At 70.9% G+C, this 24470-nt stretch carries 22 protein-coding genes and 1 riboswitch; of the genes, 20 read left to right on the top strand and 2 right to left on the bottom strand.

The genetic code is table 11. The annotated features are described in order from the left end of the window. Positions 1-8: 8 nt before the first annotated feature. Positions 9-107, bottom strand: a riboswitch (glycine riboswitch). A 238-nt stretch (positions 108-345) separates the two neighbouring features. The 10 genes from L3078_RS31885 (at position 346) to L3078_RS31930 (ending at position 11006) form a co-directional block, all read left to right on the top strand. Beyond that, the gene (locus L3078_RS31885; RefSeq protein ID WP_392310582.1) at positions 346-975 is read left to right on the top strand and encodes an AAA family ATPase; all 630 of its coding nucleotides are present in this window, start codon (positions 346-348) and stop codon (positions 973-975) included. Between the two features lie 74 nt (positions 976-1049). After that, positions 1050-1826 carry an enhanced serine sensitivity protein SseB gene (locus L3078_RS31890; RefSeq protein WP_239757398.1) on the top strand — a complete coding sequence of 259 codons (777 nt, stop codon included), beginning with the start codon at positions 1050-1052 and terminating at the stop codon, positions 1824-1826. A 192-nt stretch (positions 1827-2018) separates the two neighbouring features. Beyond that, positions 2019-2768, top strand: a complete 750-nt coding sequence (locus tag L3078_RS31895) for an enhanced serine sensitivity protein SseB C-terminal domain-containing protein (RefSeq protein ID WP_239760538.1) — start codon at positions 2019-2021, stop codon at positions 2766-2768. A gap of 318 nt (positions 2769-3086) precedes the next feature. Then, positions 3087-4085, top strand: a complete 999-nt coding sequence (locus tag L3078_RS31900; protein WP_239757399.1) for an ABC transporter permease — start codon at positions 3087-3089, stop codon at positions 4083-4085. Between the two features lie 56 nt (positions 4086-4141). Continuing rightward, positions 4142-5896, top strand: a complete 1755-nt coding sequence (locus L3078_RS31905; RefSeq protein ID WP_239757400.1) for an ABC transporter substrate-binding protein — start codon at positions 4142-4144, stop codon at positions 5894-5896. Between the two features lie 69 nt (positions 5897-5965). Beyond that, positions 5966-6973, top strand: a complete 1008-nt coding sequence (locus L3078_RS31910) for an ABC transporter permease (RefSeq protein ID WP_239757401.1) — start codon at positions 5966-5968, stop codon at positions 6971-6973. Further along, the gene (locus L3078_RS31915) at positions 6970-8064 is read left to right on the top strand and encodes an ABC transporter ATP-binding protein (RefSeq protein ID WP_239757402.1); all 1095 of its coding nucleotides are present in this window, start codon (positions 6970-6972) and stop codon (positions 8062-8064) included. The genes L3078_RS31910 and L3078_RS31915 overlap by 4 nt, the downstream gene beginning before the upstream one ends. Then, positions 8061-9359, top strand: a complete 1299-nt coding sequence (locus L3078_RS31920) for an ABC transporter ATP-binding protein (RefSeq protein WP_239757403.1) — start codon at positions 8061-8063, stop codon at positions 9357-9359. Before L3078_RS31915 ends, L3078_RS31920 begins: the two co-directional genes overlap by 4 nt. 62 nt (positions 9360-9421) lie before the next feature. Further along, on the top strand, positions 9422-10057 hold the full coding sequence (locus L3078_RS31925) for a trimeric intracellular cation channel family protein (protein ID WP_239757404.1): 636 nt from the start codon (positions 9422-9424) through the stop codon (positions 10055-10057). Positions 10058-10151: 94 nt separating this feature from the next. Further along, positions 10152-11006, top strand: a complete 855-nt coding sequence (locus L3078_RS31930; protein WP_239757405.1) for a thioesterase family protein — start codon at positions 10152-10154, stop codon at positions 11004-11006. 121 nt (positions 11007-11127) lie between these two features. Here L3078_RS31930 and L3078_RS31935 read toward each other — a convergent pair whose 3' ends face one another. Beyond that, positions 11128-11754 carry a TetR family transcriptional regulator gene (locus L3078_RS31935; RefSeq protein ID WP_239757406.1) on the bottom strand — a complete coding sequence of 209 codons (627 nt, stop codon included), beginning with the start codon at positions 11752-11754 and terminating at the stop codon, positions 11128-11130. Positions 11755-11874: 120 nt separating this feature from the next. On the opposite strand from L3078_RS31935, the gene L3078_RS31940 reads away from it, so the two are divergent. The 3 genes from L3078_RS31940 (at position 11875) to L3078_RS31950 (ending at position 13644) form a co-directional block, all read left to right on the top strand. After that, the gene (locus L3078_RS31940) at positions 11875-12039 is read left to right on the top strand and encodes a hypothetical protein (protein WP_184899684.1); all 165 of its coding nucleotides are present in this window, start codon (positions 11875-11877) and stop codon (positions 12037-12039) included. Between the two features lie 78 nt (positions 12040-12117). Beyond that, on the top strand, positions 12118-12402 hold the full coding sequence (locus tag L3078_RS31945) for a DUF4190 domain-containing protein (RefSeq protein WP_239757407.1): 285 nt from the start codon (positions 12118-12120) through the stop codon (positions 12400-12402). 72 nt (positions 12403-12474) lie between these two features. Continuing rightward, a complete protein-coding gene (locus L3078_RS31950; protein ID WP_239757408.1) occupies positions 12475-13644 on the top strand; it encodes a cysteine desulfurase family protein in 1170 nt (389 codons plus the stop codon). Positions 13645-13736: 92 nt separating this feature from the next. On the opposite strand, the gene L3078_RS31955 is transcribed toward L3078_RS31950, so the two are convergent. Beyond that, positions 13737-14456 carry an N-acetylmuramoyl-L-alanine amidase gene (locus L3078_RS31955; protein ID WP_239757409.1) on the bottom strand — a complete coding sequence of 240 codons (720 nt, stop codon included), beginning with the start codon at positions 14454-14456 and terminating at the stop codon, positions 13737-13739. Between the two features lie 60 nt (positions 14457-14516). Between L3078_RS31955 and mnmA the strand changes: the two genes are divergently transcribed. From mnmA to L3078_RS31990, 7 genes are all read left to right on the top strand, one after another. Then, the gene (mnmA, locus tag L3078_RS31960) at positions 14517-15647 is read left to right on the top strand and encodes a tRNA 2-thiouridine(34) synthase MnmA (RefSeq protein WP_239757410.1); all 1131 of its coding nucleotides are present in this window, start codon (positions 14517-14519) and stop codon (positions 15645-15647) included. A 324-nt stretch (positions 15648-15971) separates the two neighbouring features. Continuing rightward, positions 15972-16745, top strand: coding sequence for a class I SAM-dependent methyltransferase (locus tag L3078_RS31965; protein WP_239760539.1), 774 nt, complete (start codon positions 15972-15974; stop codon positions 16743-16745). A 9-nt stretch (positions 16746-16754) separates the two neighbouring features. Further along, on the top strand, positions 16755-17294 hold the full coding sequence (locus L3078_RS31970) for an LOG family protein (RefSeq protein ID WP_184899694.1): 540 nt from the start codon (positions 16755-16757) through the stop codon (positions 17292-17294). Between the two features lie 80 nt (positions 17295-17374). Further along, a complete protein-coding gene (locus L3078_RS31975; protein ID WP_239757411.1) occupies positions 17375-18067 on the top strand; it encodes an SDR family oxidoreductase in 693 nt (230 codons plus the stop codon). Between the two features lie 203 nt (positions 18068-18270). Then, positions 18271-19287 (top strand): methionine synthase, encoded by a 1017-nt coding sequence (locus L3078_RS31980; protein ID WP_239757412.1) that lies wholly within the window; start codon positions 18271-18273, stop codon positions 19285-19287. A 14-nt stretch (positions 19288-19301) separates the two neighbouring features. After that, positions 19302-21521 carry an NAD-dependent DNA ligase LigA gene (gene ligA, locus L3078_RS31985; protein WP_239760540.1) on the top strand — a complete coding sequence of 740 codons (2220 nt, stop codon included), beginning with the start codon at positions 19302-19304 and terminating at the stop codon, positions 21519-21521. A 228-nt stretch (positions 21522-21749) separates the two neighbouring features. Then, entirely contained in the window at positions 21750-24182 is a 2433-nt protein-coding gene (locus L3078_RS31990; RefSeq protein WP_239757413.1) for a putative bifunctional diguanylate cyclase/phosphodiesterase, read from the top strand. The last annotated feature ends 288 nt before the right edge of the window (positions 24183-24470 follow it).

Consider the following 24470-nt stretch of genomic DNA (forward strand, 5'->3'; position numbering starts at 1 on the left):
AGATGTGCCTCGCCCGCGCGGTATCTGGGCCTGAGAGATTCAAGGGAGGGACTTGCTCCTTCGGCGCCCCAGCGACGTGCTGCCGGGAACTCTCCCGCGCGGATTCAAGCGGCCGGTATGCAGTTGGCGCGGACATCATCGCACGCATCGACGTGGCGCGGCAGGGGGAGCTTTCAAGGCAGACACAGCGGTCCGTAGCACACTTGTGGCCATACGAGGACTGAACCAGGAGGGATCGGGCATTACCTTCTCTTTACAGTCTGTGGGGATGGGACCTCCATGCCCCTGGGGAGGACGATCACGGTGAACAGGACCACGGCGTACGCGACGACGTCGGGCATCGCGATGCCCAAGCAGCCCGTCGCGCCGGCCGGCGCGGCGTGCGGCCCGTTCCCGAGGGCGGTCGTCCGCGACCTCCGGGCGCGTTCCGGGCGCAGCCCCCACGAGCTGACCTTCGGGCCCCACGACCTGGTGGTGGTCACCGGGCTCCCCGGCAGCGGCAAGTCGACCCTGATGCGGCGGGCGGTGCCCGGCGTCCGCATCGACTCCCAGGACACCCGCGACCGGTTCGACGCGCGCTTCGCCCGGCACCTGCCGTACGCGCTCTACCGCCCCTTCGTGCGCCTCGCGCACTACGCCGCGCTGCGACGCGCCCTCCGCTCGGGGGAGGGCGTCGTCGTGCACGACTGCGGGGCGCAGGCGTGGGTACGCAATTGGCTCGCGCGCGAGGCCCGCCGCCGGGGCGGCACACTTCACCTGCTGTTGCTCGACGTCACTCCCGGTGAGGCCCGGGACGGACAGCGGGAGCGGGGACGGGGCGTCTCCCGGTACGCGTTCGCGCGGCACAGGGGGGCGATGACCCGGCTGCTGCGGGCGGTGGAGAAAGGGAGGCTGCCGCAGGGCTGCGGGGCGGCCGTCCTCATCGACCGGGCCGCCGCCGATGTCCTGAAGCGGATCCACTTCCCGCGCTCCTGAGGGGCGCGCCCCCGCCCCGGAAGCAATTAAGGTGCAGGGACAACAGCATCACGGAGCAAAGCGGTAGGCAGCAGATGGACTTCCCGGCGGACTTTCCGGCACAGGCGTATCCCCATGGGCACGGCGGATGGCCCGGCAACGAGCTGGAGGAGGTGCTGTCCGCCTCGCTCGGGGTGCCCCAGGCCGGGGCGCGGATCGTGGAGGTGCTGGCCCGCAGCTTCGTCTGGGTGCCGCTGCCGGAGGGCGGCGGCCCGCAGAGCGGTCAGCTCGACCTGCCGACGATGGAGTTCGACGGGCAGGCGTATGTGCCGGTCTTCAGCTCGGAGGAGCAGTTCCGCCAGGTCGTCGGCAACCACATGTCGTACACGATCGCCCCGGCCGTCGAGTTCGCGCGGGGCCTGCCCCCGCAGATCGGGCTCGCGCTCAACCCCGACGGCGTCGTGGGCATCCCGCTGCCGCCGCCCGCCGTGGCCGAGCTGTGCCGGGCCGGGCGGACCTCGCTGGACGGATCGGCGAGCGGCGCCCGCGTCCGGCTCTACGAACCGGACTGGCAGGACGACCCGGTGGACTTCCTGGCCGCGGCCTCGGCCGAGTTCGCCGACGCCGGGGTCGTGCTCTCCGCCCGCCGCTGCCTCGCCACCATCGAGACCGCCGACCCCGTCATGTTCATCGGGGTCGAACTGGGCTCCTGGGAGGCCGACCGCGCCCTCCCCCTCGCCGCCCTCGGCCGGGCCCTCGCCAAGACCCCCGTCCCCTGGCCGGTCAACATGGTCTTCCTGGACGTGGCCCAGGACCCGGTCGGCGACTGGCTCCGCGAGAAGGTGCGGCCCTTCTACCAACAGGGGTACTGATCGGCGTGCCCCGAAAAGGGCGCGGGGAGTGGCGCGACCAGCCACGACGCGCCCGCGCACCGCGACGCACAGCAACGTTCGAGCCCTGACCGGCTCAACCAGCGCACCACCTAAGCTGTCTCCTATAACCAGGGTCCAACACGAAGGACGGCCAACGTGAGCGGCAGCATCGCCACCGGGCAGGTCGAGCACATGCTGCGGCAGGTGACGCCCGGGCGTTACGACGCCTACGAGGCGCTGCTGCGTGCCCTCGCCACCCCGTCCTCCGGCCAGATCTGGATGCTGCTCTGGCACGGCCAGGCCGGCTCCCCGGACGCCCAGTACGGGAACATGGAGGTCGACGGGTTCAACTACGCCCCGTGCGTGACCTCCGCCCAGGAGCTCTCCGCCAGTGGCTGGAACCGCAGTTACGAGGTGGTCGACGGCCTCGACGTGGCCCGCACCCTCTACCCCGACCACTACGGCCTCTGGCTCAACCCGCACGCGCCGGGCGGCGGCGTCGGCATCCCCTGGCTCGACCTGCGCCGGATCGCCACCGGCCTGGAGCGACAGCCCGCGGGCCCGCTGCGGCTGTCCGAGCCGGCCATCGAGATCCCGCAGTTCTACGCCCTGCTGACGCAGAACGCCCACCGCACGCCCGCCGTGCGCTCCCTGCGCCGTGCCTGGGTGCAGCCCGCGCTCGGCGCGCCGTACCTCGCCATCGGCCTCGACGTGTACGACACCTCGCCGCCGGCCGTCGACTCGGTGCGGGCGATGATGCAGCAGTCCATCGGCGCGGTCCCGGACGGGCTGCCCGTCTCCACCGTCGCCATGTCCGACGAGTACGACCCGGTCGCCATGTGGCTGCGCGCGGGCGCACGCCCCTTCTACGACCGCGAGGCCCACGCGGCGCCCGCCCAGGCCCCGGCTGCGGGCGGATACGGGTACCCGAGCGGCTACTGAGCCGGGGTGAGCGTGGTTTCCACCGCTCAACAGAGCGTCACGTCCGCATAGCGGAACTGTGCTGGCCACATCACGGTTGCGCATACATTCGCCGTCAAGTCTGGTGCCTGATCGCGCGACCGTTGAAGACTCCCCCAGAGCAGTGGGGGGATCCGGCGAACACGCTGTTCATGCGGTGAAGTTCGGTGCCGTACCTCCCTCTCGTACCCAGCAGTAGTCACAGAGCAAGAGAGCAGTAGTGGTGACGGACCGCACCGCAGACCCGGGCGGCCGCCAGGCACAGTCGGCAACCACCGGCACGGGCAAGCACGAGGGACGATGACCGCACCCATTGAGACGACCGGATCGCAGGCCGAGGCACAGCCCGAGGCCGTGCTGGAAGGTGTCGAGGCCAAGAAGATCGAGGGCCGTTCGCTCGGCCAGATCGCCTGGACCCGCTTCAAGCGCGACAAGGTGGCGGTCGCCGGCGGCATCATCGTCGTCCTGCTGATCCTGATCGCGGCCCTCTCCCGGCCGCTGCAGTCGATGCTGGGGCTCGACCCCAACGCGTTCAACCAGGACCTGATCGACCCCAACACCTCCCTGCCGAAGGGTGACTTCGGCGGGATGAGCTGGGACCACCCGCTCGGTGTCGAGCCGAAGTTCGGCCGCGACATCCTCGCCCGCATCCTGGAGGGCTCCTGGGTCTCCCTGGTGGTGGCCTTCGGCGCGACGATCCTGTCCAACGCCATCGGCGTGGTGCTCGGCCTGGTCGCCGGCTACTACGGCGGCCGGGTCGACACGGTCGTGAGCCGGCTGATGGACACCTTCCTGGCGTTCCCGCTGCTGCTGTTCGCCATCGCCATCTCCGCGACGCTCCAGGGCGGCGCCTTCGGCCTCGAAGGGCTGCCGCTGCACATCTCGGTGCTGATCTTCGTCATCGGCTTCTTCAACTGGCCGTACATGGGACGCATCGTGCGCGGTCAGACCCTGGCCCTGCGCGAGCGGGAGTTCATCGACGCCTCGCGCGGCATGGGAGCGGGCGGCCCGTACGTCCTGTTCAAGGAACTGCTGCCCAACCTCGTCGCGCCGATCATCGTCTACTCCACCCTGCTCATCCCGACCAACATCATCTTCGAGGCGTCGCTCAGCTTCCTCGGGGTCGGGATCCAGCCGCCGCAGGCCTCCTGGGGCGGAATGCTCAACCAGGCGGTCGACTTCTTCGAGGTCGATCCGCAGTACATGATCGTTCCCGGCCTCGCGATCTTCATCACGGTGCTGGCCTTCAACCTCCTCGGTGACGGCCTCCGGGACGCCCTCGACCCCCGCAGCCGCTGACGTCTGCGGCCGTCGTCCCACACAACTGTCCAACTACGAAGGGGAAACCGACCATCATGCGAAGGTCAGCAATGGCCGCTGTCGCGGTTGTGAGCAGCGCCGGCCTGCTCCTGTCCGCCTGCAGCAAGGCGGAAGACGGTACGGACACCCCCAAGGGCGCCGGCGCCAACGCCGCGACCAAGGGTGTCGTCAACGAGTCGACCAAAAAGGGCGGCACGGTCACGTACGCCAGCTCCGACGCCCCGGAGTCGCTCGACCCGGGCAACATGTACTACGCGTACGGCTTCAACTTCAGCCGCCTCTACGCGCGTCCGCTGATGACGTTCAAGCCCGGCCCCGGCGAGAAGGGCAACGAGCTCGTCCCCGACCTGGCGGAGAGCGCGGGTACGCCCAGCGACGGCGGCAAGACGTGGACGTACAAGATCCGTCAGGGCGTCAAGTTCGAGGACGGCACCCCGGTGACGTCCAAGGACGTCAAGTACGCCGTGGAGCGCTCGAACTTCGCGCGTGACGTGCTCTCGCTGGGTCCGAACTACTTCCAGCAGATGCTGGACGACCCGAAGAAGTACAAGGGCCCCTACGCGGACAAGAGCGACAAGGGCATCTCCTCCATAGAGACGCCGGACGACCACACGATCGTCTTCAAGCTGAACAAGGCGTTCTCGGAGTTCGACTACCTGGCGAGCATGCCGCAGACGGCTCCGGTGCCGAAGGCCAAGGACACCGGCGTCGACTACACCAAGAAGGTCGTCTCCACCGGCTCGTACAAGTTCGAGAAGTACGACGAGGGCAAGCAGATCGTCCTGGTCCGCAACCCCGAGTGGGACGCCAAGACGGACCCGCTGCGCAAGCAGTACCCGGACAAGATCGTGGTGAACCTGAAGGTCAACAAGGCCACCATCGACAAGGACGTCATGTCCGGCGACACCATGATCGACATCCAGGGCACCGGTGTCGACGCCCAGACCCAGGCCCAGGTCCTCAAGGACAAGGACAAGGAGGCCAACACCGACAACGCGCTCGGCGGCCGTCTCGTCTACACGGCGATCAACACCAAGGTCGCGCCGTTCGACAACGTCGAGTGCCGCAAGGCCGTCCAGTACGCGATCGACAAGGTCGCCGTGCAGACCGCCATGGGCGGCCCGATCCGCGGTGACATCGCCTCCACCGTCCTGCCCACCGACGTCACGGGCTACGAGAAGGCCGACCTGTACGCCACCCCGGACAACAAGGGTGACGTCACCAAGGCCAAGGAGCACCTGAAGGCCTGCGGCAAGGAGGGCGGCTTCAAGACCTCCATCTCCGCGCGCACCGACCGTCAGGGCGAGGTCGACGCGGCCACCGCGGTCGTCGAGGCGCTGAAGAAGGTCGGCATCGAGGCCGACATCAAGCAGTACCCGTCGGGCAAGTACTTCTCCGACTACGCGGGTGTGCCGGCGTTCAACAAGAAGAACAACATCGGCCTGATCATGATGCAGTGGGGCGCCGACTGGCCCACCGGCTACGGCTTCCTGCAGCAGATCGTGCACGGCAAGGCCATCGGCCAGTCCGGCAACACCAACCTGTCCGAGCTGAACGACCCGGCGATCAACAAGCTGCTCGACGACGCGATCGGCAACACCGACGAGGCCGCCCGCACCGCCGCGTACACCGAGGTCGACAAGAAGGTCATGGAGCAGGCCGCCATCGTGCCGCTGACCTACTTCAAGGTCCTGCTGTACCGCTCGCCGTACGCCACCAACCTGGTGTCGTCCTCGGCCTTCAGCGGTCAGTACGACTACCTCAACATCGGTACCACGGAAAAGAAGTAGCCCCGGAAGGCAGGTGAAGGCATTGGCGCCCGCGGGTGAGCACACCCGCGGGCGCCGGCGCCGGTCCTCGTGATCTCGTACATCATCCGCCGGACGATCGCGGCGGTGATCCTGCTGCTCGTCGTCACCGCGGTCACCTTCGGCATCTTCTTCATTCTGCCGAAGCTCGCCGGGCAGACAGTCGACCAGCTGGCACAGCAGTACATCGGCAAGAACCCCTCGCCCGAGGACATCGCGGCGGTCAAGCGGAACCTGGGTCTGGACCAGCCGGTCTACGAGCAGTACTGGAACTTCCTCAAGGGGATCGTCTCCGGTGCCACGTACGACCTCGGACCCACCACGGTCCGCTGCGACGCGCCCTGCTTCGGCTACTCCTTCAAGGACCACCTGGAGGTCTGGCCGCAGCTCACCAGCCGCCTGCCGGTCACCATCTCGCTCGCCGCCGGTGCCGCCGTGCTGTGGCTGCTGGGCGGTATCACGGCCGGTGTCATCTCGGCCCTGAAGCCCGGCTCGTTCTTCGACCGGGCCGCCATGGGCGTGGCCCTCGCGGGCGTCTCCCTGCCCATGTTCTTCACCGGTCAGCTGGCCCTGCTGCTGTTCAGCTACCAGCTGGAGATCTTCGGCAGGACCTACGTCCCCTTCACCGAGAACCCCTCGCAGTGGGCCAACACCCTCTTCCTGCCCTGGTGTTCGCTGGCGCTCCTCTATTCGGCCATCTACGCCCGGCTCACCCGCTCGGGCATGCTGGAGACGATGAACGAGGACTACATCCGCACCGCGCGGGCCAAGGGCCTGCGGGAGCGCAAGGTGGTCGTGAAGCACGGTCTGCGGGCCGCGCTGACCCCGCTGGTGACCGTCTTCGGCATGGACGTCGGTCTGCTCCTCGGCGGCGCCCTCATCACCGAGACCGTGTTCTCCCTGCACGGCATCGGCGAGTACGCGGTCCAGTCGATCAGCGCCAACGACCTGCCCCCGATCCTCGGGGTGACCCTGCTCGCGGCGTTCTTCGTCGTCTTCATGAACCTTGTGGTGGACCTGCTGTACGCCACGATCGACCCGCGGGTGAGGCTCTCGTGACCGAACTGTCCAAGACCGGGGCCGCCGTCGGCGAGCCCGCACGCGCCGGGGACGCCCCCGAGGCGTTCCTCGAAGTGCGTGACCTCAAGGTCCACTTCCCCACCGACGACGGCCTGGTCAAGTCCGTCGACGGCCTCTCCTTCCAGCTGGAGAAGGGCAGGACCCTCGGCATCGTGGGCGAGTCCGGCTCCGGCAAGTCGGTCACCTCACTGGCGATCATGGGCCTGCACCGGCTCGGGGCACGCGGCAAGAACGTGCAGATGTCCGGCGAGATCTGGCTCGACGGCAAGGAACTCGTCGGGGCGAGCCCCGACGAGGTGCGCCGGCTGCGCGGCCGCGACATGGCGATGATCTTCCAGGACCCGCTGTCCGCCATGCACCCGTACTACAAGGTCGGCAGCCAGATCGTGGAGGCCTACCGCGTCCACCACGACGTCAGCAAGAAGGTCGCCCGCAAGCGCGCCATCGAACTCCTCGACCGCGTCGGCATCCCGGAGCCCCACAAGCGGGTCGACGGCTACCCGCACGAGTTCTCCGGCGGTATGCGCCAGCGCGCCATGATCGCCATGGCCCTGGTCAACAACCCCGAACTGCTGATCGCCGACGAGCCCACCACCGCGCTCGACGTGACCGTGCAGGCGCAGATCCTCGACCTGATCCGGGACCTGCAGAAGGAGTTCGGCTCCGCGGTCATCATCATCACGCACGACCTCGGCGTGGTCGCCGAGATCGCCGACGACATCCTCGTGATGTACGGCGGCCGCTGCGTGGAGCGCGGCCCGGTCGACGACATCTTCCACCAGCCGCAGCACCCCTACACCTGGGGCCTGCTCGGCTCGATGCCGCGCATCGACCGCGCCCAGACCGACCGGCTCATCCCGGTCAAGGGCCAGCCGCCGAGCCTCATCAACGTCCCCTCGGGCTGCGCCTTCAACCCGCGCTGCCCCTACGCGGACGTCCCCAAGGACAACATCACCCGCACCGAGCGCCCCGACCTGCGCGAGGTCGGCGGCCGGCACTTCACCGCCTGCCACCTGTCGCAGGAGGACCGTACGCGGATCTGGACCGAAGAGATTGCGCCGAAGCTGTGAGCGAGACTGAGACCCGGGCCGCCGTGCCGGCCCCGCGCGCCGACGCCGACGAGAAACCGCTGCTCAGGGTCGAGGGCCTGGTCAAGCACTTCCCCATCAAGAAGGGCCTGCTCCAGCGGCAGGTCGGGGCGGTCAAGGCCGTCGACGGCATCGACTTCGAGGTCCGACGCGGCGAGACCCTCGGCGTGGTGGGCGAGTCCGGCTGCGGCAAGTCGACCATGGGCCGGCTCATCACCCGTCTCCTCGAACCCTCCGGTGGGAAGGTCGAGTTCGACGGTACGGACATCACGCACCTGAAGACCGCCGGGATGCGCCCGCTGCGCCGCGACATCCAGATGATCTTCCAGGACCCGTACGGTTCGCTGAACCCCCGGCACACCATCGGCACCATCGTCTCGGCGCCCTTCAAGCTCCAGGGCGTGGAGCCCGAGGGCGGGGTGAAGAAGGAGGTCCAGCGCCTCCTGGAGTTGGTGGGCCTCAGCCCCGAGCACTACAACCGCTACCCGCACGAATTCTCCGGCGGCCAGCGCCAGCGCATCGGCATCGCCCGCGCGCTCGCCCTCAAGCCCCGGATGGTCGTCGCGGACGAGCCGGTCTCCGCGCTCGACGTGTCGATCCAGGCCCAGGTCGTCAACCTGATGGACGACCTCCAGGACGAGCTCGGCCTGACGTACGTGATCATCGCGCACGACCTCTCCGTCGTCCGCCACGTCTCCGACCGCATCGCGGTGATGTACCTCGGCAAGATCGTCGAACTGGCCGACCGGGACTCGCTGTACGCGGCGCCGATGCACCCGTACACCAAGGCGCTGCTGTCGGCCGTGCCGATCCCGGACCCCTCGCGCCGGGGCGCCAAGAGCGAGCGCATCCTGCTCAAGGGCGACGTGCCCTCGCCGATCGCGCCGCCGAGCGGTTGCCGCTTCCACACCCGGTGCTGGAAGGCCACGCAGGTCTGCAAGACCACCGAGCCGCCGCTCGCCGAGCTGAAGCCGGGCCAGCGGGTCGCCTGCCACCACCCGGAGAACTTCGAGGACCAGCAGCCGCAGGACGTCGTCCTGCTGACGGCCGCGAAGGAAGCGGGCGAACTGGTGCCGGACACGGTGAAGAAGACGGGGGAACCGGAGACGCCGGAGAGCCCGGAGACGCCTGAGGCCGCCGCGGCGCCGGAGGCCTCCGAGAAGCCTGAGGCGCCCGAGGCGGCCAAGGAGCCCGAAGCGCCCAAGGAGCCCGACGCGCCCAAGGAACCTGAAGCGTCCAAGGAGCCCGAGAGCCCCGAGAAGCCCGGTAAAGACTGACGTCGGACGGTGTGCGCCTTGCATTGCAAGGCGCACACTTGTTCGCAGGGCAGAATGTACGGGTGTCCCCGTACCCGCTCGACCTGATCGGCATCTTCGTCTTCGCCATCTCCGGCGCGCTCCTGGCCGTCCGCAAGAACTTCGACATCTTCGGCATCGCCGTCCTCGCCGAGGTCACCGCGCTCGGCGGCGGCCTGTTCCGCGACCTGATCATCGGCGCCGTGCCGCCGGCCGCCTTCACCGACCTCGGCTACTTCCTCACCCCGCTGCTCGCCGCCCTCCTCGTCTTCTTCCTCCACCCGCACGTGGAGCGCATCCAGACCGGGGTGAACGTCTTCGACGCCGCCGGCCTCGGCCTCTTCTGCGTCGCGGGCACGACGAAGGCGTACGACCACGGGCTCGGCCTGACCGCCTCCGCCACCCTCGGCCTCGCCACGGCGGTCGGCGGCGGTGTGCTGCGGGACGTCCTCGCCAACGAGGTCCCCTCACTGCTGCGCTGGGACCGCGACCTGTACGCCGTGCCCGCGATGGTCGGCGCCGGCCTCGTCGTCCTGTGCATCAGCCTGGACGCCCTGAACCCCGTCACCTCGGCCCTCGCCGCGATCACGGCCTTCGTCCTGCGCCTGCTGGCCATGCGCTACCACTGGCGCGCCCCGCGCGCGTGGAACAGGCGGTCCGCGGCCGTCGAAGAGGCGTGAGGTGCGGGGTGTGAGCTGCGGGGCGTGAGGTGCGGGGTGCGAGGTGCGAGGCATAAAGCTACCGCTTAGTAATGACCTGTTGTACGGTTCATCCATGCCCGAAGCAGCTTCCGTACAGGCCACCGTCGGCGACAGCGAGTTCGACCGGGACACCGCGCTCACCCGGCGGGCGCCCGGCGTCTACGACATCGACCTCTCCGCCGGCTGGACGATCATCGGCGCCGTCAACGGCGGCTACCTCCTGGCCGTCCTGGGGCGCGCCCTCGCCGACGCGCTCCCGCACGGTGACCCGTTCACGATCTCCGCGTACTACCTGACCGCGTCGCAGCCCGGCCCCGCGGTCGTCCGCACGGACGTCGTCCGTACCGGCCGGACCCTCTCGACCGGCCAGGCCTCCCTCTTCCAGTACGACGACGAGGGCCGCGAGATCGAGCGGATACGCGTCCTCGCCTCCTACGGCGACCTGGACTCCCTCCCGGACGACGTCCGGACGACGGCGAAGCCGCCCGCGATCCCGCCGATCGAGCAGTGCTTCGGCCCGCAGGACGCCCCCGGCCCCGTGCCCGGCGGCTCCGCCATCGCCGACCGGCTGTTCCTGAAGCTCGACCCCGCCACCCTGGGCTGGGCCCTGGGCGCGCCCTCCGGCAAGGGTGAGATGCGGTCCTGGTTCGGGCTCGCCGACGGCCGTGACGCCGACCCGTTCTCTCTGCTCCTCGCGGTGGACGCGCTGCCGCCGACCGCCTTCGAGATGGGCCTGAAGGGCTGGGTCCCGACGGTCGAGCTGACCGCGCACATCCGGTGCCGCCCGGCGCCGGGACCGCTGCGGGTCGCCATCACCACCCGCAACCTCGCCGGGGGCTTCCTGGAGGAGGACGCCGAGGTCTGGGACAGCGCCGACCGCCTGGTCGCCCAGTCGCGCCAGCTGGCGAGGGCCAGGCTGTCCGACTGAGACGCCTTCTCCGGGCGCCGACCGCCCGGCGCCGAGGGAGTGTTGCCGACCGGCGGAGCGGCGACAGGGAGGGCGCGCCCGAGCGTATCGGGCGCGCCCTCCCTGTCGTGTGCGCGATGGATCAGTCGAGCCAGTGGCGGCAGCCGATGCTGATCAGTCGCATCCGGCGGCTCGCCAGGCGGGTCACCCGCCGGCGTTCTTCCTCCGGTTCGTGCTGGGCCTCCAGGAACAGCGAGGCGGTCATCAGCATCTGGTCGACGTACAGGCCCGCGAGCATCAGCCGGTCGTCGTCGGTCCATCCCTCGGTCTCCGGCCGCTTGGCCAGCTCGCCGCGCACCTCCTCGGCGAACCGGGTCAGTTGCCCCTGGATCGAGTCCCGCACCGGCTGGACCCCGCTGTGCCGTTCCCGCGCGATGAACCGGACGTGTGCGGGGTACCCGTCGACGTGGCGGGCGATCAGATCCACGGCGCGCTCGATGAGTTCGTCACTGTCGCCCACCGCCGACATCAGATCCGCCAGCACGGGGTGCAGGCTGCCGAGCGCCTCCTCGACCAGCGCGACACCGAGGTCCGCGGTCGACCGGAAGTGCCGGTAGAACGCGGTGGGGGCGACGCCCACGGCCCGGGTGACCTCGCGAAGTCCCAGGCTGCTGAGGCTCTGCTCCTCCAGCAGGGCGAGGGCGGCGTCCATGAGCGCCCGCCTCGTCTTCTGCTTCTGCGCCTGCCGGACGCCGAAAGTGTGACTCATGCCATGCAGTTAACAACTGTTCTCCGTAATTGCAAAGCCGGGAGGCGCGCTAGACTTGGCAGTCAGTGAACAAGTGTAACTACAACCGTTCACCCAACTGTAACGAGAGGCGTTCCCACGATGTTGTTCCTCGTCGCCGCACTTCTGCTGCTGGGTGTCGTCCTGGGCACCGTGGCGCATGTGCCGCCGGCCGTCTCGACCGTCCTGGCCGTCGGTATCGCCCTCTGGCTGGCGATCTTCGCGTACCGCGAGCGCCACGCCCGCCGCGGCCGCGGCACGCACTGACCGTTCACCGCGCCACCGCCACGACTCCGCCACCGACTGACGACCGTCCCCCGAGAACCCGTTGGGAGCAGACCGACCATGCAGCTCACCGCCCCGCGCCAGCAGACCGGAAGCACCACCGCCCGCCCCCGAGGCCGTGACGCCGACGGCATGGCCGTCGCCTCCTTCGTCCTCGGTCTCCTGGGCCTCCTCGTCCTGAACCTCTTCCTCGGCCCGATCGCGATCGTCCTCGCGGCGGTGGCCCTCAAGCGCGGCACGACACGACGGGGCCGCGCCTTCCTCGGCCTCGGCCTGGGCGTCGCCGACCTGGTCGTCCTCGCCACCCTGATGCAGACGACGAACACGGTGTCCTGGAGCATCTGAGGCCGGAAACCCCCGGTCCACCTGGGAGCACCCCGAGGCCGCCCGGACGTGGCCCCGTAGAATCGGCTCACCATGGCTTACCTCGACCACGCGGCGACCACCCCGATGCTCCCCGAGGCGGCAGAGGCCCTGACCGCCCAGCTGAGCGTCACCGGCAACGCCTCCTCGCTGCACGCCTCCGGCCGCCGAGCGCGGCGCACCGTCGAGGAGGCCCGCGAAACCCTCGGCGAGGCCCTCGGGGCCCGCCCCAGCGAGGTGGTCCTCACCTCCGGCGGCACCGAGGCCGACAACCTCGCCGTGAAGGGCCTGTACTGGTCCCGCCGCGACGCGGACCCGGCCCGCACCCGGGTCCTCGCCAGCCCCGTCGAGCACCACGCGGTCCTCGACGCCGTGCACTGGCTCGGCGAACACGAGGGCGCCACCGTCGAGTACCTCCCGGTCGACGCGTACGGCCGCGTCCACCCCGAAGCCCTCCGCGAGGCCATCGCCCGCAACCCCGACGATGTCGCCCTGGCCACCGTGATGTGGGCCAACAACGAGATCGGCACGATCATGCCGGTCCGTGAACTCGCCGACGTGGCAGCGGAGTTCGACGTCCCGCTGCACGCCGACGCGGTCCAGGCCTTCGGTCAGGTTCCGGTCGACTTCGACGCCTCGGGCCTCGCCGCGATGACCGTCTCCGGCCACAAGGTCGGCGGCCCGTACGGCATCGGCGCGCTGCTGCTGGGCCGCGAGTACAGCCCCGTACCCGTGCTGCACGGCGGCGGCCAGGAGCGCCATGTCCGCTCCGGCACCCTCGACGTCCCCGCCGTCGCCTCCTTCGCCGTCGCCGGCCGGCTCGCCGCCGAGCAACACGAGTGGTTCGCCCGGGAGATCGGCGCCCTGCGCGACGCCCTCGTCGAAGCGGTCCGTACGGCCGTGCCGGACGCCGTCCTCGGCGGTGACCCCTCCCCGGCGGGACGCCTCCCGGCCAACGCCCACTTCAGCTTCCCCGGCTGCGAGGGCGACTCGCTGCTGCTGCTCCTCGACGCCCAGGGCATCGAGTGCTCCACGGGTTCCGCCTGCACGGCCGGTGTCGCCCAGCCCAGCCATGTCCTCCTCGCCACCGGCACCGACCCCGACCTGGCCCGCGGCACCCTCCGCTTCTCCCTCGGCCACACCTCCACGGAGGCGGACGTCGAGGCACTCGCGAAGGCGATCGGCCCGGCAGTGGAACGCGCCCGCAACGCGGGCCTGACCTGAGCGGACGGACCCGGCCCCAGGGTCTGTCGTTCGGATCATGCCGACTGCGGGCGACGGCGCCTGATGGCTGCCGGTGAGCGGGGTGTCGAGGGTCAGGCGGGAGCCGTCGTCCCGGCCTTCGCCGCCGCGCGCACCAGCTTCATGTAGCGGTCCCAGTCCCAGCCCTCGCCGGGGTCCGTGTGGTCCGTCCCCGGGACCTCGACATGGCCGAGGATGTGCTCACGGTCGAGCGGGATGTCGTACCGCGCGCAGATCCGGGCCGTCAGCCGCGCGGATGCCTCGTACATCTCGTCGGTGAAGTCCTCGGGCTTCTCGACGAAACCCTCGTGCTCGATGCCGACACTGCGCTCGTTGTAGTCGCGGTTGCCCGCGTGGTACGCCACGTCCAACTCGCGGATCATCTGCGTGACATGGCCGTCCTTGCGGACGATGTAGTGCGCCGCCGCGCCGTGCTCCGGGTCCTGGAAGACCTTCACCGCGCTGTCGAAGCTGCCCTGCGTGACATGGATGATCACCATGTCTATGCCGAAGTCGTCCGGCCGGTCCGCCAGCCGCCAGTTCGCGTCGGACGCCGCGACCCACTTCGCGCCCGTGTAGTCGACCTCGCCGTCCTTGCGCGGCTTCGTGACCCCCGGCACCCGCCACCACGCGCGCGTCAGCTCGTCCCGCGCCACCACGGCCGTACCGACGGCGGCCACGGCCGTGCCGATGAGCAGCGCGCGGCGGCCGACGCGGCGGTCGCCGTCCTTGCCGCCGGAGGCGCTCGCACCGCCGGCACCGGACCCGTTCCTCGAAGCCCTTCTCGTTCCCACGAGACCGTCAACGGATACTCGCGGGTTCCGGTTCCCGGCGACCCGTACCCTGGAAGGGTTATGACTGAGATCTCGCAGCAGACCCGCCCCCTCCGTGTCCTCGCCGCCATGTCCGGCGGGGTCGACTCCGCCGTGGCCGCCGCCCGCGCGGCGGAAGCCGGGCACGACGTGACGGGCGTCCATCTGGCCCTGTCCGCGAACCCGCAGTCGTTCCGGACCGGCGCGCGCGGCTGCTGCACGATCGAGGACTCCCGGGACGCCCGCCGCGCCGCGGACGTCATCGGCATCCCCTTCTACGTCTGGGACCTCGCCGAGCGTTTCCGTGAGGACGTCGTCGAGGACTTCATCGCCGAGTACGAGGCCGGGCGCACCCCCAACCCCTGCCTCCGCTGCAACGAGAAGATCAAGTTCGCGGCCCTGCTCGACAAGGCCCTCGCCCTGGGCTTCGACGCGGTCTGCACCGGCCACTACGCCCAGGTCGTCGTGCGCGAGGACGGCACCCGCGAGCTGCACCGGGCCTCCGACATGGCGAAGGACCAGTCGTACGTCCTGGGCGTCCTGGACGACAGGCAGCTCGCCCACGCGATGTTCCCGCTGGGTGACACGGTGACGACGAAGGACGAGATCCGCGCGGAGGCCGAGCGCAGGGGGCTGGCCGTCGCCAAGAAGCCCGACTCCCACGACATCTGCTTCATCGCCGACGGCGACACCCAGGGCTTCCTCGCCCATCGGCTGGGCCGCTCCGAGGGCGACATCCTCGACGAGTCCGGCAACGTCCTCGGCACCCACGAGGGCGCCTACGGCTACACCATCGGCCAGCGCAAGGGCCTGCGCATCGGCACGCCCGCCCCCGACGGCAAGCCGCGCTACGTCCTCGACATCTCGCCGGTGGACAACACGGTGACGGTCGGCCCGGCCGCCGCGCTCGACGTCGACGCGCTGACCGCGATCCGGCCCCGCTGGTGCGGCGCGGCCCCCACGGGCCCCGGCACCTACACGGCCCAGCTGCGCGCCCACGGCGGCGAGACCGAGGTCCGCGCGGAGCTGGTCGACGACACCCTCCAGGTCCGCTTCACCGAGCCGGTCCGGGGCGTGGCCCCCGGCCAGGCGATCGTCCTGTACGACGGCTCGCGCGTCGTCGGCTCCGCGACGATCGCCTCGACCACGCGCGCGAAGGCCGGCGTGGCGTAGGCCCACGGCCACGATCGTCCCTCCCCGGGTAGCCGTCCGCGCGTGCGCGGCGCAGGCTGCTTGATGGGCTCCCCGAGCCCGGCCGGAGGCCCAGACGGGCCGCAGGGGGACGTGTAGGAGGCCGTGATGACAGCCATGGACCCGCCCGAGCAGCCCGGAAAGCCACCCGAACAGGCCGCGGGCCCGTCCGGGCAGGGCGGGAGCGGGTCCGGGCAGGGTGGGAGTCCGTCCGCGCAGGGTGGGAGCGTGTCCGGGCAGGGCGAGAAGCGGGTCCGGGGGGAAGCCGGGCTCGTGTCCAGGAACCGCCGGAGCCTCACCCACCGGGTGCGTTACGCGCTGCGTCACCCCCGCCGGGTGCCCGCGCACGCCCGACGGGTCGCGCGGGACACCTGGCTGCAGCTCAAGCACCGCGACCACATCTCCTACTACCGTGCCGTGATGGCCGCCGACACGGCGCGCAGCCCGGAGGCCGCCGTCGGGCACAACCCGTCGGTCGAGAAGTGGGAACGCCTGGGCCGGATGCAGTTCGACTATCTCCTGCGACACGGTCTGGAGCCCCGGCACCGGATGCTGGAGATCGGCTGCGGGAACCTGCGCGCCGGGCGGCTGTTCATCGACCACCTGGACACCGGGAACTACTACGGCATCGACATCTCGCCCGCCATCCTCATGGAGGCCCAGCGCACCCTCGCCCGCGAGGGCCTGCAGGCCAAGCTCCCGCATCTGGCACTCGTCGCCGACCTCACCTTCTCCTTCCTGCCCGCCGGGTACTTCGACGTCGTCCACGCGCACAGTGTGTTCTCCCACTCGCCGCCGCACGTCATCGAGCAGTGCCTCGCCCACGTCGGCCGCGTCCTCGCCCCCGGCGGCTACTTCGACTTCACCTTCGGCCGCACCGAGGGACCCGAACACCAGGTGCTGCACGAGGACTTCTACTACCGGACCGAGACCCTCGTCGAACTCGCCCGGCAACACGGCCTGTCCGCCCGTCTCATGGACGACTGGGAGGACCTGCCGCACCGCCAGTCGAAGATCCGCGCGACCGTGGCGGAGGGACCCGGTGGACGAGCGGCCCCCGATGTCGGTGCCGCCCCCTAACGTGGACCCATGAACATCTGTGTCTTCCTCTCCGCCGCCGACCTCGCCGACCGCTACACGGGCCCCGCGAAGGAGTTCGCCAAGCTGATCGGCAAGGGCGGGCACACCCTGGTGTGGGGCGGCTCGGACGTCGGGCTGATGAAGGTGGTCGCGGACGGAGTGCAGGAGGCGGGCGGCAGACTGCTGGGTGTCTCCGTCGAGTTCCTCTCGGCGAAGGCACGGCCCGGCACCGACGAGATGGTGGTCGCCCGGGACCTCGCCGAGCGCAAGCGGTTGCTCCTGGAGAAGGCCGACGCGGTCGTCATCATGGTCGGCGGCACCGGCACGCTCGACGAGGCGACGGAGATCCTGGAGCTGAAGAAGCACGGCCACACCGAGATGCCGGTGGTCCTGCTGAACACCGCCGGCTTCTACGACGGGCTGAAGGAACAGTTCCGGCGCATGGAGGACGAGGGCTTCCTGCCCCGCCCGCTGACCGACCTGGTCTTCTTCGCGGAGGAGCCGGTGGGGGCGATGGCGTATCTGGAGGAGAGCCGGGGCGTCGCCTGAGGCCGGGTGAGCCTGCGGCGGGGGCAGCGTGCGGTCGGGTGGGCGTGAGGGTGCGCCCTGGATGATGCGAGCATGACCGCATGGCTACTCATGTGATCACCGGGGCGGGTTCCGGCATCGGCGCGGTCGTCGCCCGCCGGCTGCACGAGCGCGGGGACGACCTCGTGCTGCACGCGCGCGACGCGGGGCGGGCGAAGGAGCTGGCGGCGGAGTTCCCCGGGGCGAGGACGCTGGTCGGCGATCTGGCGGACCCGGACAAGCTGTCCTGGGCCTTCTCCCACCAGACGCTGCCCGACCGGGTGGACTCGCTGCTGCACATCGCGGGCGTGGTGGACCTCGGCGCGGTCGGCGACCTGACGCCGAAGTCCTGGCGGCACCAGCTCAACGTCAACCTCGTCTCGCCCGCCGAGCTGACCCGGCACTTCCTGCCCCAACTGCGGGCCGCGCGGGGGCATGTGGTGTTCGTCAACTCCGGTGCGGGGCTGAACGCGCACGCGGACTGGTCCGCCTACGCGGCCTCCAAGCACGGGCTCAAGGCCCTCGCCGATTCCCTGCGCTGGGAGGAGCACGGCAACGGGGTGCGGGTGACCACGGTCTACCCCGGGCGCACGGCCAGTCCCATGCAGGCGAAGGTGCACCAGCAGGAGGGCAAGGAGTACGACGCGTCGCGGTGGATCGCGCCGGAGTCGGTCGCCACGACGATCGTGATGGCCCTGGACCTGCCCCGCGACGCGGAAGTGAACGACCTCACGGTCCGGCCTGGCCCCCAATAGCTCGGGGGTTCGGTGCGTTGGCGGGTGCCGCCCGGTGGGGCTTCTCGCGCAGTTCCCCGCGCCCCTGAAAGCCCCGGCCCTGCGGGCCTGTGAAAAGCACGGGGCGCAGCCCCTGCTTTTCAGGGGCGCGGGGAACTGCGCGACCAGCCCCCACGCACCCGCACCCGACGACGCACCCCCAAGGGAACCGTAGGCTTCAAGGTGTGAGTGAAGACTTCAGTTTCGGCCCGGCCACCGGCGTGGGGTCCATGCCGGGCGGGGACGCCCGAGAAGCCGCCAAAACAGTCACCGGCACCTTCGAGTGGCCGGAGACAGGCATGGCGTACCTCCCCGAACTCCCCGCCAGAGGCCCCGGCGCCGACATGATCGGCAGAACCGCCGGCCTGCTCGTCGAGCTGTACGCCCGCGTGGAGCCCAGCGGCTGGCGCATCGGCGACCGCCCCGGCCGGGACACCAAGCGGGCCAGGTCGTGGCTCGGCGAGGACCTGGACGCGCTGGAGGAGTTCACCCAGGGGTACGAGGGCCCGCTGAAGGTCCAGGCCGTCGGCCCCTGGACCCTCGCGACCGCGCTGGAGCTGAAGAACGGCGAGGCCGCCCTCTCCGACCCCGGAGCCTGCCGCGACCTCGCCGGCTCGCTCGCCGAGGGCCTGCGCCAGCACCTCGCCGAGGTCCAGCGGCGCGTCCCGGGCGCCAGGATCGTGCTCCAGCTGGACGAGCCGTCCCTCATCGCCGTCCTGCGCGGCCAGGTCAAGAGCGCCAGCGGCTACCGCACCCACCGCGCCGTGGACCGCCAGCTCGTCGAGGCCACCCTCAGGGACGTCATCGGCGTCCACGCGGAGAACGGCGCGGTCGTCGTGCACTCCTGCGCCCCCGACGTACCCTTCGCGCTCCTGCGCCGCGCCGGTGCCACCGGTATCTCCTTCGACTTCACCTTGCTCACTGAACGTGACGACGACATGATCGGGGAAGCGGTGGAAGGGGGCACGAAGCTCCTCGTCGGTGTCGTGCCGACCACCGAGGGGGCGTTGTCGGACCCTGCCGGTAGCGTCATGGGGGTCAGGACGCTGTGGCGCAGGCTGGGGCTGCATCCGGGACTGCTCGCGGAGGCGGTCACGGTCACTCCGACGTGCGGGCTCGCGGGGGTCTCCCCGGCGTACGCACGCCGGGCGCTCGCCCACTGCGTCAAGGCGGCGAGATCCCTCGCGGACAACCCAGAGTGACGGAGGACAACACGGTGGCCGGCGACAAGGACGCACAGCCCACATCGGTACCCGCCGAGGCAGCGGTGCCCGCCGAGGCCCGCGAGAAGCACGCGCGGCTCGCCGAACAGATCGAGGAGCACCGCTTCCGGTACTACGTCAAGGACGACCCGATCGTCAGCGACGCGGAGTTCGACGAACTCCTGCGCACGCTGGAGGCGTTGGAGGACGAGTACAGCGAGCTGCGCACCCCGGACTCGCCGACGCAGAAGGTGGCCGTCGAGTACGAGACCGACCTCGCCGAGGTCGAGCACCGCGAGCGCATGCTCTCCCTGGACAACGTCTTCGACGACGAGGGTCTCGCCGCCTGGGCCGAGCGCGTCGCCAAGGACGTCGGCACCTCCGACTACCACCTGCTGTGCGAGCTCAAGATCGACGGCCTCGCGGTCAACCTGACGTACGAGGACGGCAGGCTCACCCGGGCCGCCACCCGCGGCACCGGGCGGACCGGCGAGGACATCACACCCAACGTCATGACGATCGCCGAGATCCCGCACCGGCTGAAGGGCGACCGCGTCCCCCGGCTCGTCGAGATCCGGGGCGAGGTCTACTTCCCGATGGAGGCCTTCCAGGGCCTCAACGAACGCCGGGTGGCGGCCGGCGAGAAGCCGTACGCCAACCCCCGCAACTCCGCCTCGGGTTCACTGCGCCAGAAGGACCCCAAGGTCACCGCCACCCTGCCGCTGCACATGGTCGTCCACGGCATCGGCGCCCTGGAGGGCTTCGACGGCGGCTTCACCCGCCTCTCCGAGGCCTACGACCTCCTCAAGTCGTGGGGCCTGCCCACCGCCGAGCACAACAGGGTGGTCGACGACCTCGACGGCGTACGGGAGTTCATCGCCTACTACGGCGAGCACCGCCACTCCGTGGCGCACGAGATCGACGGCGCCGTCGTCAAGCTCGACGAGATCCGGCTGCAGGGCCGCCTCGGGTCGACGGCCCGCGCACCCCGCTGGGCGATCGCCTACAAGTACGCGCCGGAAGAGGTCAACACCAAGCTCATCGACATCAAGGTGGGCGTCGGCCGCACCGGTCGGGTCACCCCGTACGCCCAGGTCGAGCCGGTCACGGTGGCGGGCTCCGAGGTCGAGTTCGCGACCCTGCACAACCAGGAGGTCGTCAAGGCCAAGAACGTCCTCATCGGCGACACGGTCGTCATCCGCAAGGCCGGTGACGTCATCCCCGAGATCCTCGGCCCGGTCGTGGCACTGCGCGACGAGACGAAGACGCGCGCGTTCGAGATGCCGACCGAGTGCCCGGAGTGCGGCGAGCCCCTGGCGCCGGCCAAGGAGGGCGACATCGACGTGCGGTGCCTCAACTCCCGTAGCTGCCCGGCCCAGTTGCGTGAGCGTCTCTTCTACCTCGCCGGCCGCAAGTGCCTCGACATCGAGCACTTCGGCTACGTCGCGGCCGCCGCGCTCACCAAGCCGCTGGAGCCGTCCGAGCCGCCGCTCCTCGACGAGGGCGACCTGTTCGACCTCACCATCGAGCAGTTGCTGCCCATCAAGGCGTACGTCCTCGACCAGGACAGCGGCCTGCCCAAGCGGGACCCGGAGACCGGCGAGGAGAAGCACGCCATGGTCTTCGCCAACAAGGAGGGCGGGCCCAAGAAGAACGCGGTCGCGATGCTGGAGAACATCCAGGCGGCCAAGAACCGGCCGCTCGCCCGCATCCTCACCGGTCTGTCGATCCGGCACGTCGGCCCGGTGGCCGCCGAGGCGCTCGCGCGCGAGTTCCGCTCCATCGACGCCATCAGGGAGGCGAGCGAGGAACAGCTCGCCGCCACCGACGGTGTCGGATCGATCATCGCCGCTTCCCTGAAGGAGTGGTTCGCGGTGGAGTGGCACCAGGAGATCCTCCGCAAGTGGAAGGCGGCCGGCGTCCGCCTGGAGGACGAGCGCTCCGGCGAGGACGAGGGCCCCAGGCCCCTCGAAGGGCTGACGGTCGTGGTGACCGGAACACTCGAACACCACACACGGGACGGGGCCAAGGAGGCGCTGCAGAGCCGGGGCGCCAAGGTCACCGGGTCGGTGTCCAAGAAGACCTCCTTCGTCGTGGTCGGCGAGAACCCGGGCTCCAAGTTCGACAAGGCGATGCAGCTCAAGGTGCCCGTCCTGAACGAGGACGGCTTCGCCGTCCTGCTCGAACAGGGGCCGGACGCGGCCGCGGAAGTCGCGCTCCCGATCGAGGAGTAGGGGTTGAAGGCCACCCGTTCGGCGCATACCAGATGCATACGGGTGGCCGGTCGCATTCGGGCAACCGACCCCGACCGCTGCCCGTGGAAGCCTTGTGCGGCCTACTGTTGAGGTGTGCGCCTGCCGTGCCCGGACGCGTGGTGGGTTCTCGGACGCGGTGCCGCCCCGGGTTGTTCGGGAGCAACGGGCCGCGTGGCGTGGGCACCGCCGGCTGTGAGAGGGACGGGAATGGAACCGACCGAGAGCGTCGCCCCGGACTCGCGGCTGCGCCTGCGCCGGGTGTCCGGGGCCTGGCGACGGGGACGCTCCCTGCTCATGGGAGGACGCCCGTTCGAGGGACACCGGGAGCCGCGGAACGGGGAGTCCGGAAGTCGGGAGCCGGGAGGCCGGATGCCGGGAGGCCGGGAGCGTGACCCCGGCCGGACGGCGGCGGCGACGGCGGCGGAGTCCAGGGCAGGGGCCGCCTGGCCGCCGGGCCGTGCGGGCGCGAGCGCACGCGGCCCCCTCGTACCGGGCCCGGCGCAGCTCACCTCCGGCACCGGGGCCGGCACGGGCGGGGCGCCCTCCCTCACCGGCGCGCTCGGTGAGAGCCGCGGCCACGAACTGCCGGACCACGACGCCGATCGGCACCTGTCCTGGCCCGCTCTGCCCGCCGTGATCGTGGGGCTCGCCGGCGCCATCCTGGGCGCCGGGTTCTACCGGGCGTTCGTCGGACAGCACGCCCTCTTCCCGGCCGGGGCGGTCGGCTGGTCCCTCGCCCTGCTCACCGGCATCATCGTCGGCCACCTCGTCGCCATGGGCCGCGCCCGCTGGTGGGGCGGCACCGGCTCCGGCGCCGCCCTCACCCTCGCCGTCCTGCTGCTCTACGGCTGGGTGGCGGCCGGGATGGTCAGCCTCACGGTCGTCGTCCTCGTCGGCGTCGCCCGCCGGGGGCGCTGGCGGCAGGGCGTGCTGCACGGCGCGGTCGACATCCTCGGCATCGGCGCCGCCGCGCTCGTCCTCCGGGTCTTCGGCCGTGTCCCCTCGGTGGAGCGGCCCTGGGACCCGGACAGCTGGAACCTCTACTCGGCGCCCCAGGTCGCCCTGGTCGCCATCGCCTACCTCGTCGTCAGCCGCGTCCTGCTCTGGCATCTGGCCGCACCGCGCGGCGGCCTGCCGACCGTCGCGCGCACGGCCCTGGTCAGACAGGGCCTCGTCGCCGTCGCGCTGCTCGGTATCGCCCCGCTGATCTGCGTCGTCGCCCTGGCCCAGCCGCTGCTGCTGCCGCTCTTCGCCATCCCCCTCATCGCGCTCGACTCCACCCTGTGGATCGCCCGCGCCCGGGCCGAGGAGCAGCTGCGCGACCCGCTCACCGGGCTGCCGAACCGCCAGTGGCTGCTGGAGCGCACCTGGACCGCCCTGGACGACGCCGAACGCATCGGGGCGAGGTCGGCGCTGATGCTGATCGACCTCGACCGCTTCCGTTCCGTCAACGACACGCTCGGGCACCTCGCGGGGGACCGGCTGCTGCTGCAGATAGCCGACCGGCTGCGGGTCGCCCTGCCCCGCGGAGCGGAGGCCGCGCGGCTCGGCGGCGACGAGTTCGCCGTCCTGCTGCCCGTCGCCGACTCCACCACGTCCGCGTCGCGCGTCGCCCGCAACCTCGTCGCCGCGCTCGGCTCACCGCTCGACCTCGACGGGCTCACCCTCGTCCTGGAGGCCAGCGCCGGGCTCGCCGTCTTCCCCGACCACGCGCTCGACGCGGAGGGGCTGCTGCGGCGGGCGGACGTGGCGATGTACCAGGCCAAGCGCGACCGTACGGGCGTCGAGGTCTACGAGTCCAAGCGGGACTCCAACACCCCGGACCGGCTCGGTCTGCTCGGTGACCTGCGGCGCGCGCTGGACGCGCACGAGGTCAAACTGCACTACCAGCCGAAGGTCCGCTTCGACGGGCAGGTCGCCGGTCTCGAGGCGCTGGTGCGGTGGGTGCACCCCGAGCGGGGGAAGGTACCGCCGGACGAGTTCATAGCGATCGCCGAGTCGTCCGGGCTGATGCCGCACCTGACGGAGTACGTCCTGGAGACGGCGCTCGGGCAGGTGGCGCGATGGCGGGCACAGGGGCTGCACGTGCCGGTCGCGGTGAACGTGTCCCCGCGCGACGTCCACACGCCCGGGTTCGCGGGGGCGGTGGCCGCGCGGCTGGCCCGGCACGGGGTGCCGGCGGGCGCGTTGCAGCTGGAGATAACGGAACACGTGCTCCTGGAGGACCCGCAGCGTGCCGCTGACACGCTCGCCGGGCTGACCGGGCACGGGGTGAAGATGTCGCTCGACGACTTCGGGACGGGGTACTCGTCACTGGTCCATCTGCGACGGCTGCCGGTCAGCGAGCTGAAGATCGACCGGTCCTTCGTGGCGCGGCTGGCGATCGACAACGAGGACGCGGAGATCGTGCGCTGCACGGTCGACCTCGCGCACTCGCTGGGGCTGCTCGTCGTGGCGGAGGGCGTCGAGGACGACGAGACGTGGGAGCGGTTGCGGGACCTGGGGTGCGACGCGGTGCAGGGGTGGCTCGTCGCCGCGGCGATGCCTCCCGAGGAGGCGACTGCCTGGCTGCGGGCGCGGGGGTCTCGGGGGTGGCAGCGCCCGACGGCGGCGCTGCCGGCGGCTACGGCCGAGGAGTAGCGGGGGCGCCTGGCAGCTCGGGGGTGCGGGTTTCGTCGGCGGGTGCGGGTGCGTGGGGCTTCTCGCGCAGTTCCCCGCGCCCCTGAAAGGCCTCCGGCCTTTCGGCCCGAAAAAGCAGGGCGCAGCCCGCTTTTTCAGGGGCGCGGGGAACTGCGCGACCAGCCCCCACCGGGCGGACGTGTGGGGGTCGAAGGGGCGCAGCCCCTGGGGATGGGACGGGTAGGGGCGGCGGGGGCGAAGAACCCGTGCGCGGACAACGCCCCGCGCCCCATAGGATTGGCGCCAAAC

Source organism: Streptomyces deccanensis (assembly GCF_022385335.1).
Lineage (GTDB): Bacteria > Actinomycetota > Actinomycetes > Streptomycetales > Streptomycetaceae > Streptomyces > Streptomyces deccanensis.

What these genes read in the sequence shown, in the direction of transcription:
- L3078_RS31885 (WP_392310582.1), top strand. Translation starts at nt 346, where the DNA reads ATGCCCAAGCAGCCCGTCGCGCCGGCCGGCGCGGCGTGCGGCCCGTTC.
- L3078_RS31890 (WP_239757398.1), top strand. Translation starts at nt 1,050, where the DNA reads ATGGACTTCCCGGCGGACTTTCCGGCACAGGCGTATCCCCATGGGCAC.
- L3078_RS31895 (WP_239760538.1), top strand. Translation starts at nt 2,019, where the DNA reads ATGCTGCGGCAGGTGACGCCCGGGCGTTACGACGCCTACGAGGCGCTG.
- L3078_RS31900 (WP_239757399.1), top strand. Translation starts at nt 3,087, where the DNA reads ATGACCGCACCCATTGAGACGACCGGATCGCAGGCCGAGGCACAGCCC.
- L3078_RS31905 (WP_239757400.1), top strand. Translation starts at nt 4,142, where the DNA reads ATGCGAAGGTCAGCAATGGCCGCTGTCGCGGTTGTGAGCAGCGCCGGC.
- L3078_RS31930 (WP_239757405.1), top strand. Translation starts at nt 10,152, where the DNA reads ATGCCCGAAGCAGCTTCCGTACAGGCCACCGTCGGCGACAGCGAGTTC.
- L3078_RS31935 (WP_239757406.1), bottom strand. Translation starts at nt 11,754, where the DNA reads ATGAGTCACACTTTCGGCGTCCGGCAGGCGCAGAAGCAGAAGACGAGG.
- L3078_RS31940 (WP_184899684.1), top strand. Translation starts at nt 11,875, where the DNA reads ATGTTGTTCCTCGTCGCCGCACTTCTGCTGCTGGGTGTCGTCCTGGGC.
- L3078_RS31945 (WP_239757407.1), top strand. Translation starts at nt 12,118, where the DNA reads ATGCAGCTCACCGCCCCGCGCCAGCAGACCGGAAGCACCACCGCCCGC.
- L3078_RS31950 (WP_239757408.1), top strand. Translation starts at nt 12,475, where the DNA reads ATGGCTTACCTCGACCACGCGGCGACCACCCCGATGCTCCCCGAGGCG.
- mnmA (WP_239757410.1), top strand. Translation starts at nt 14,517, where the DNA reads ATGACTGAGATCTCGCAGCAGACCCGCCCCCTCCGTGTCCTCGCCGCC.
- L3078_RS31970 (WP_184899694.1), top strand. Translation starts at nt 16,755, where the DNA reads ATGAACATCTGTGTCTTCCTCTCCGCCGCCGACCTCGCCGACCGCTAC.
- L3078_RS31975 (WP_239757411.1), top strand. Translation starts at nt 17,375, where the DNA reads ATGGCTACTCATGTGATCACCGGGGCGGGTTCCGGCATCGGCGCGGTC.
- L3078_RS31990 (WP_239757413.1), top strand. Translation starts at nt 21,750, where the DNA reads ATGGAACCGACCGAGAGCGTCGCCCCGGACTCGCGGCTGCGCCTGCGC.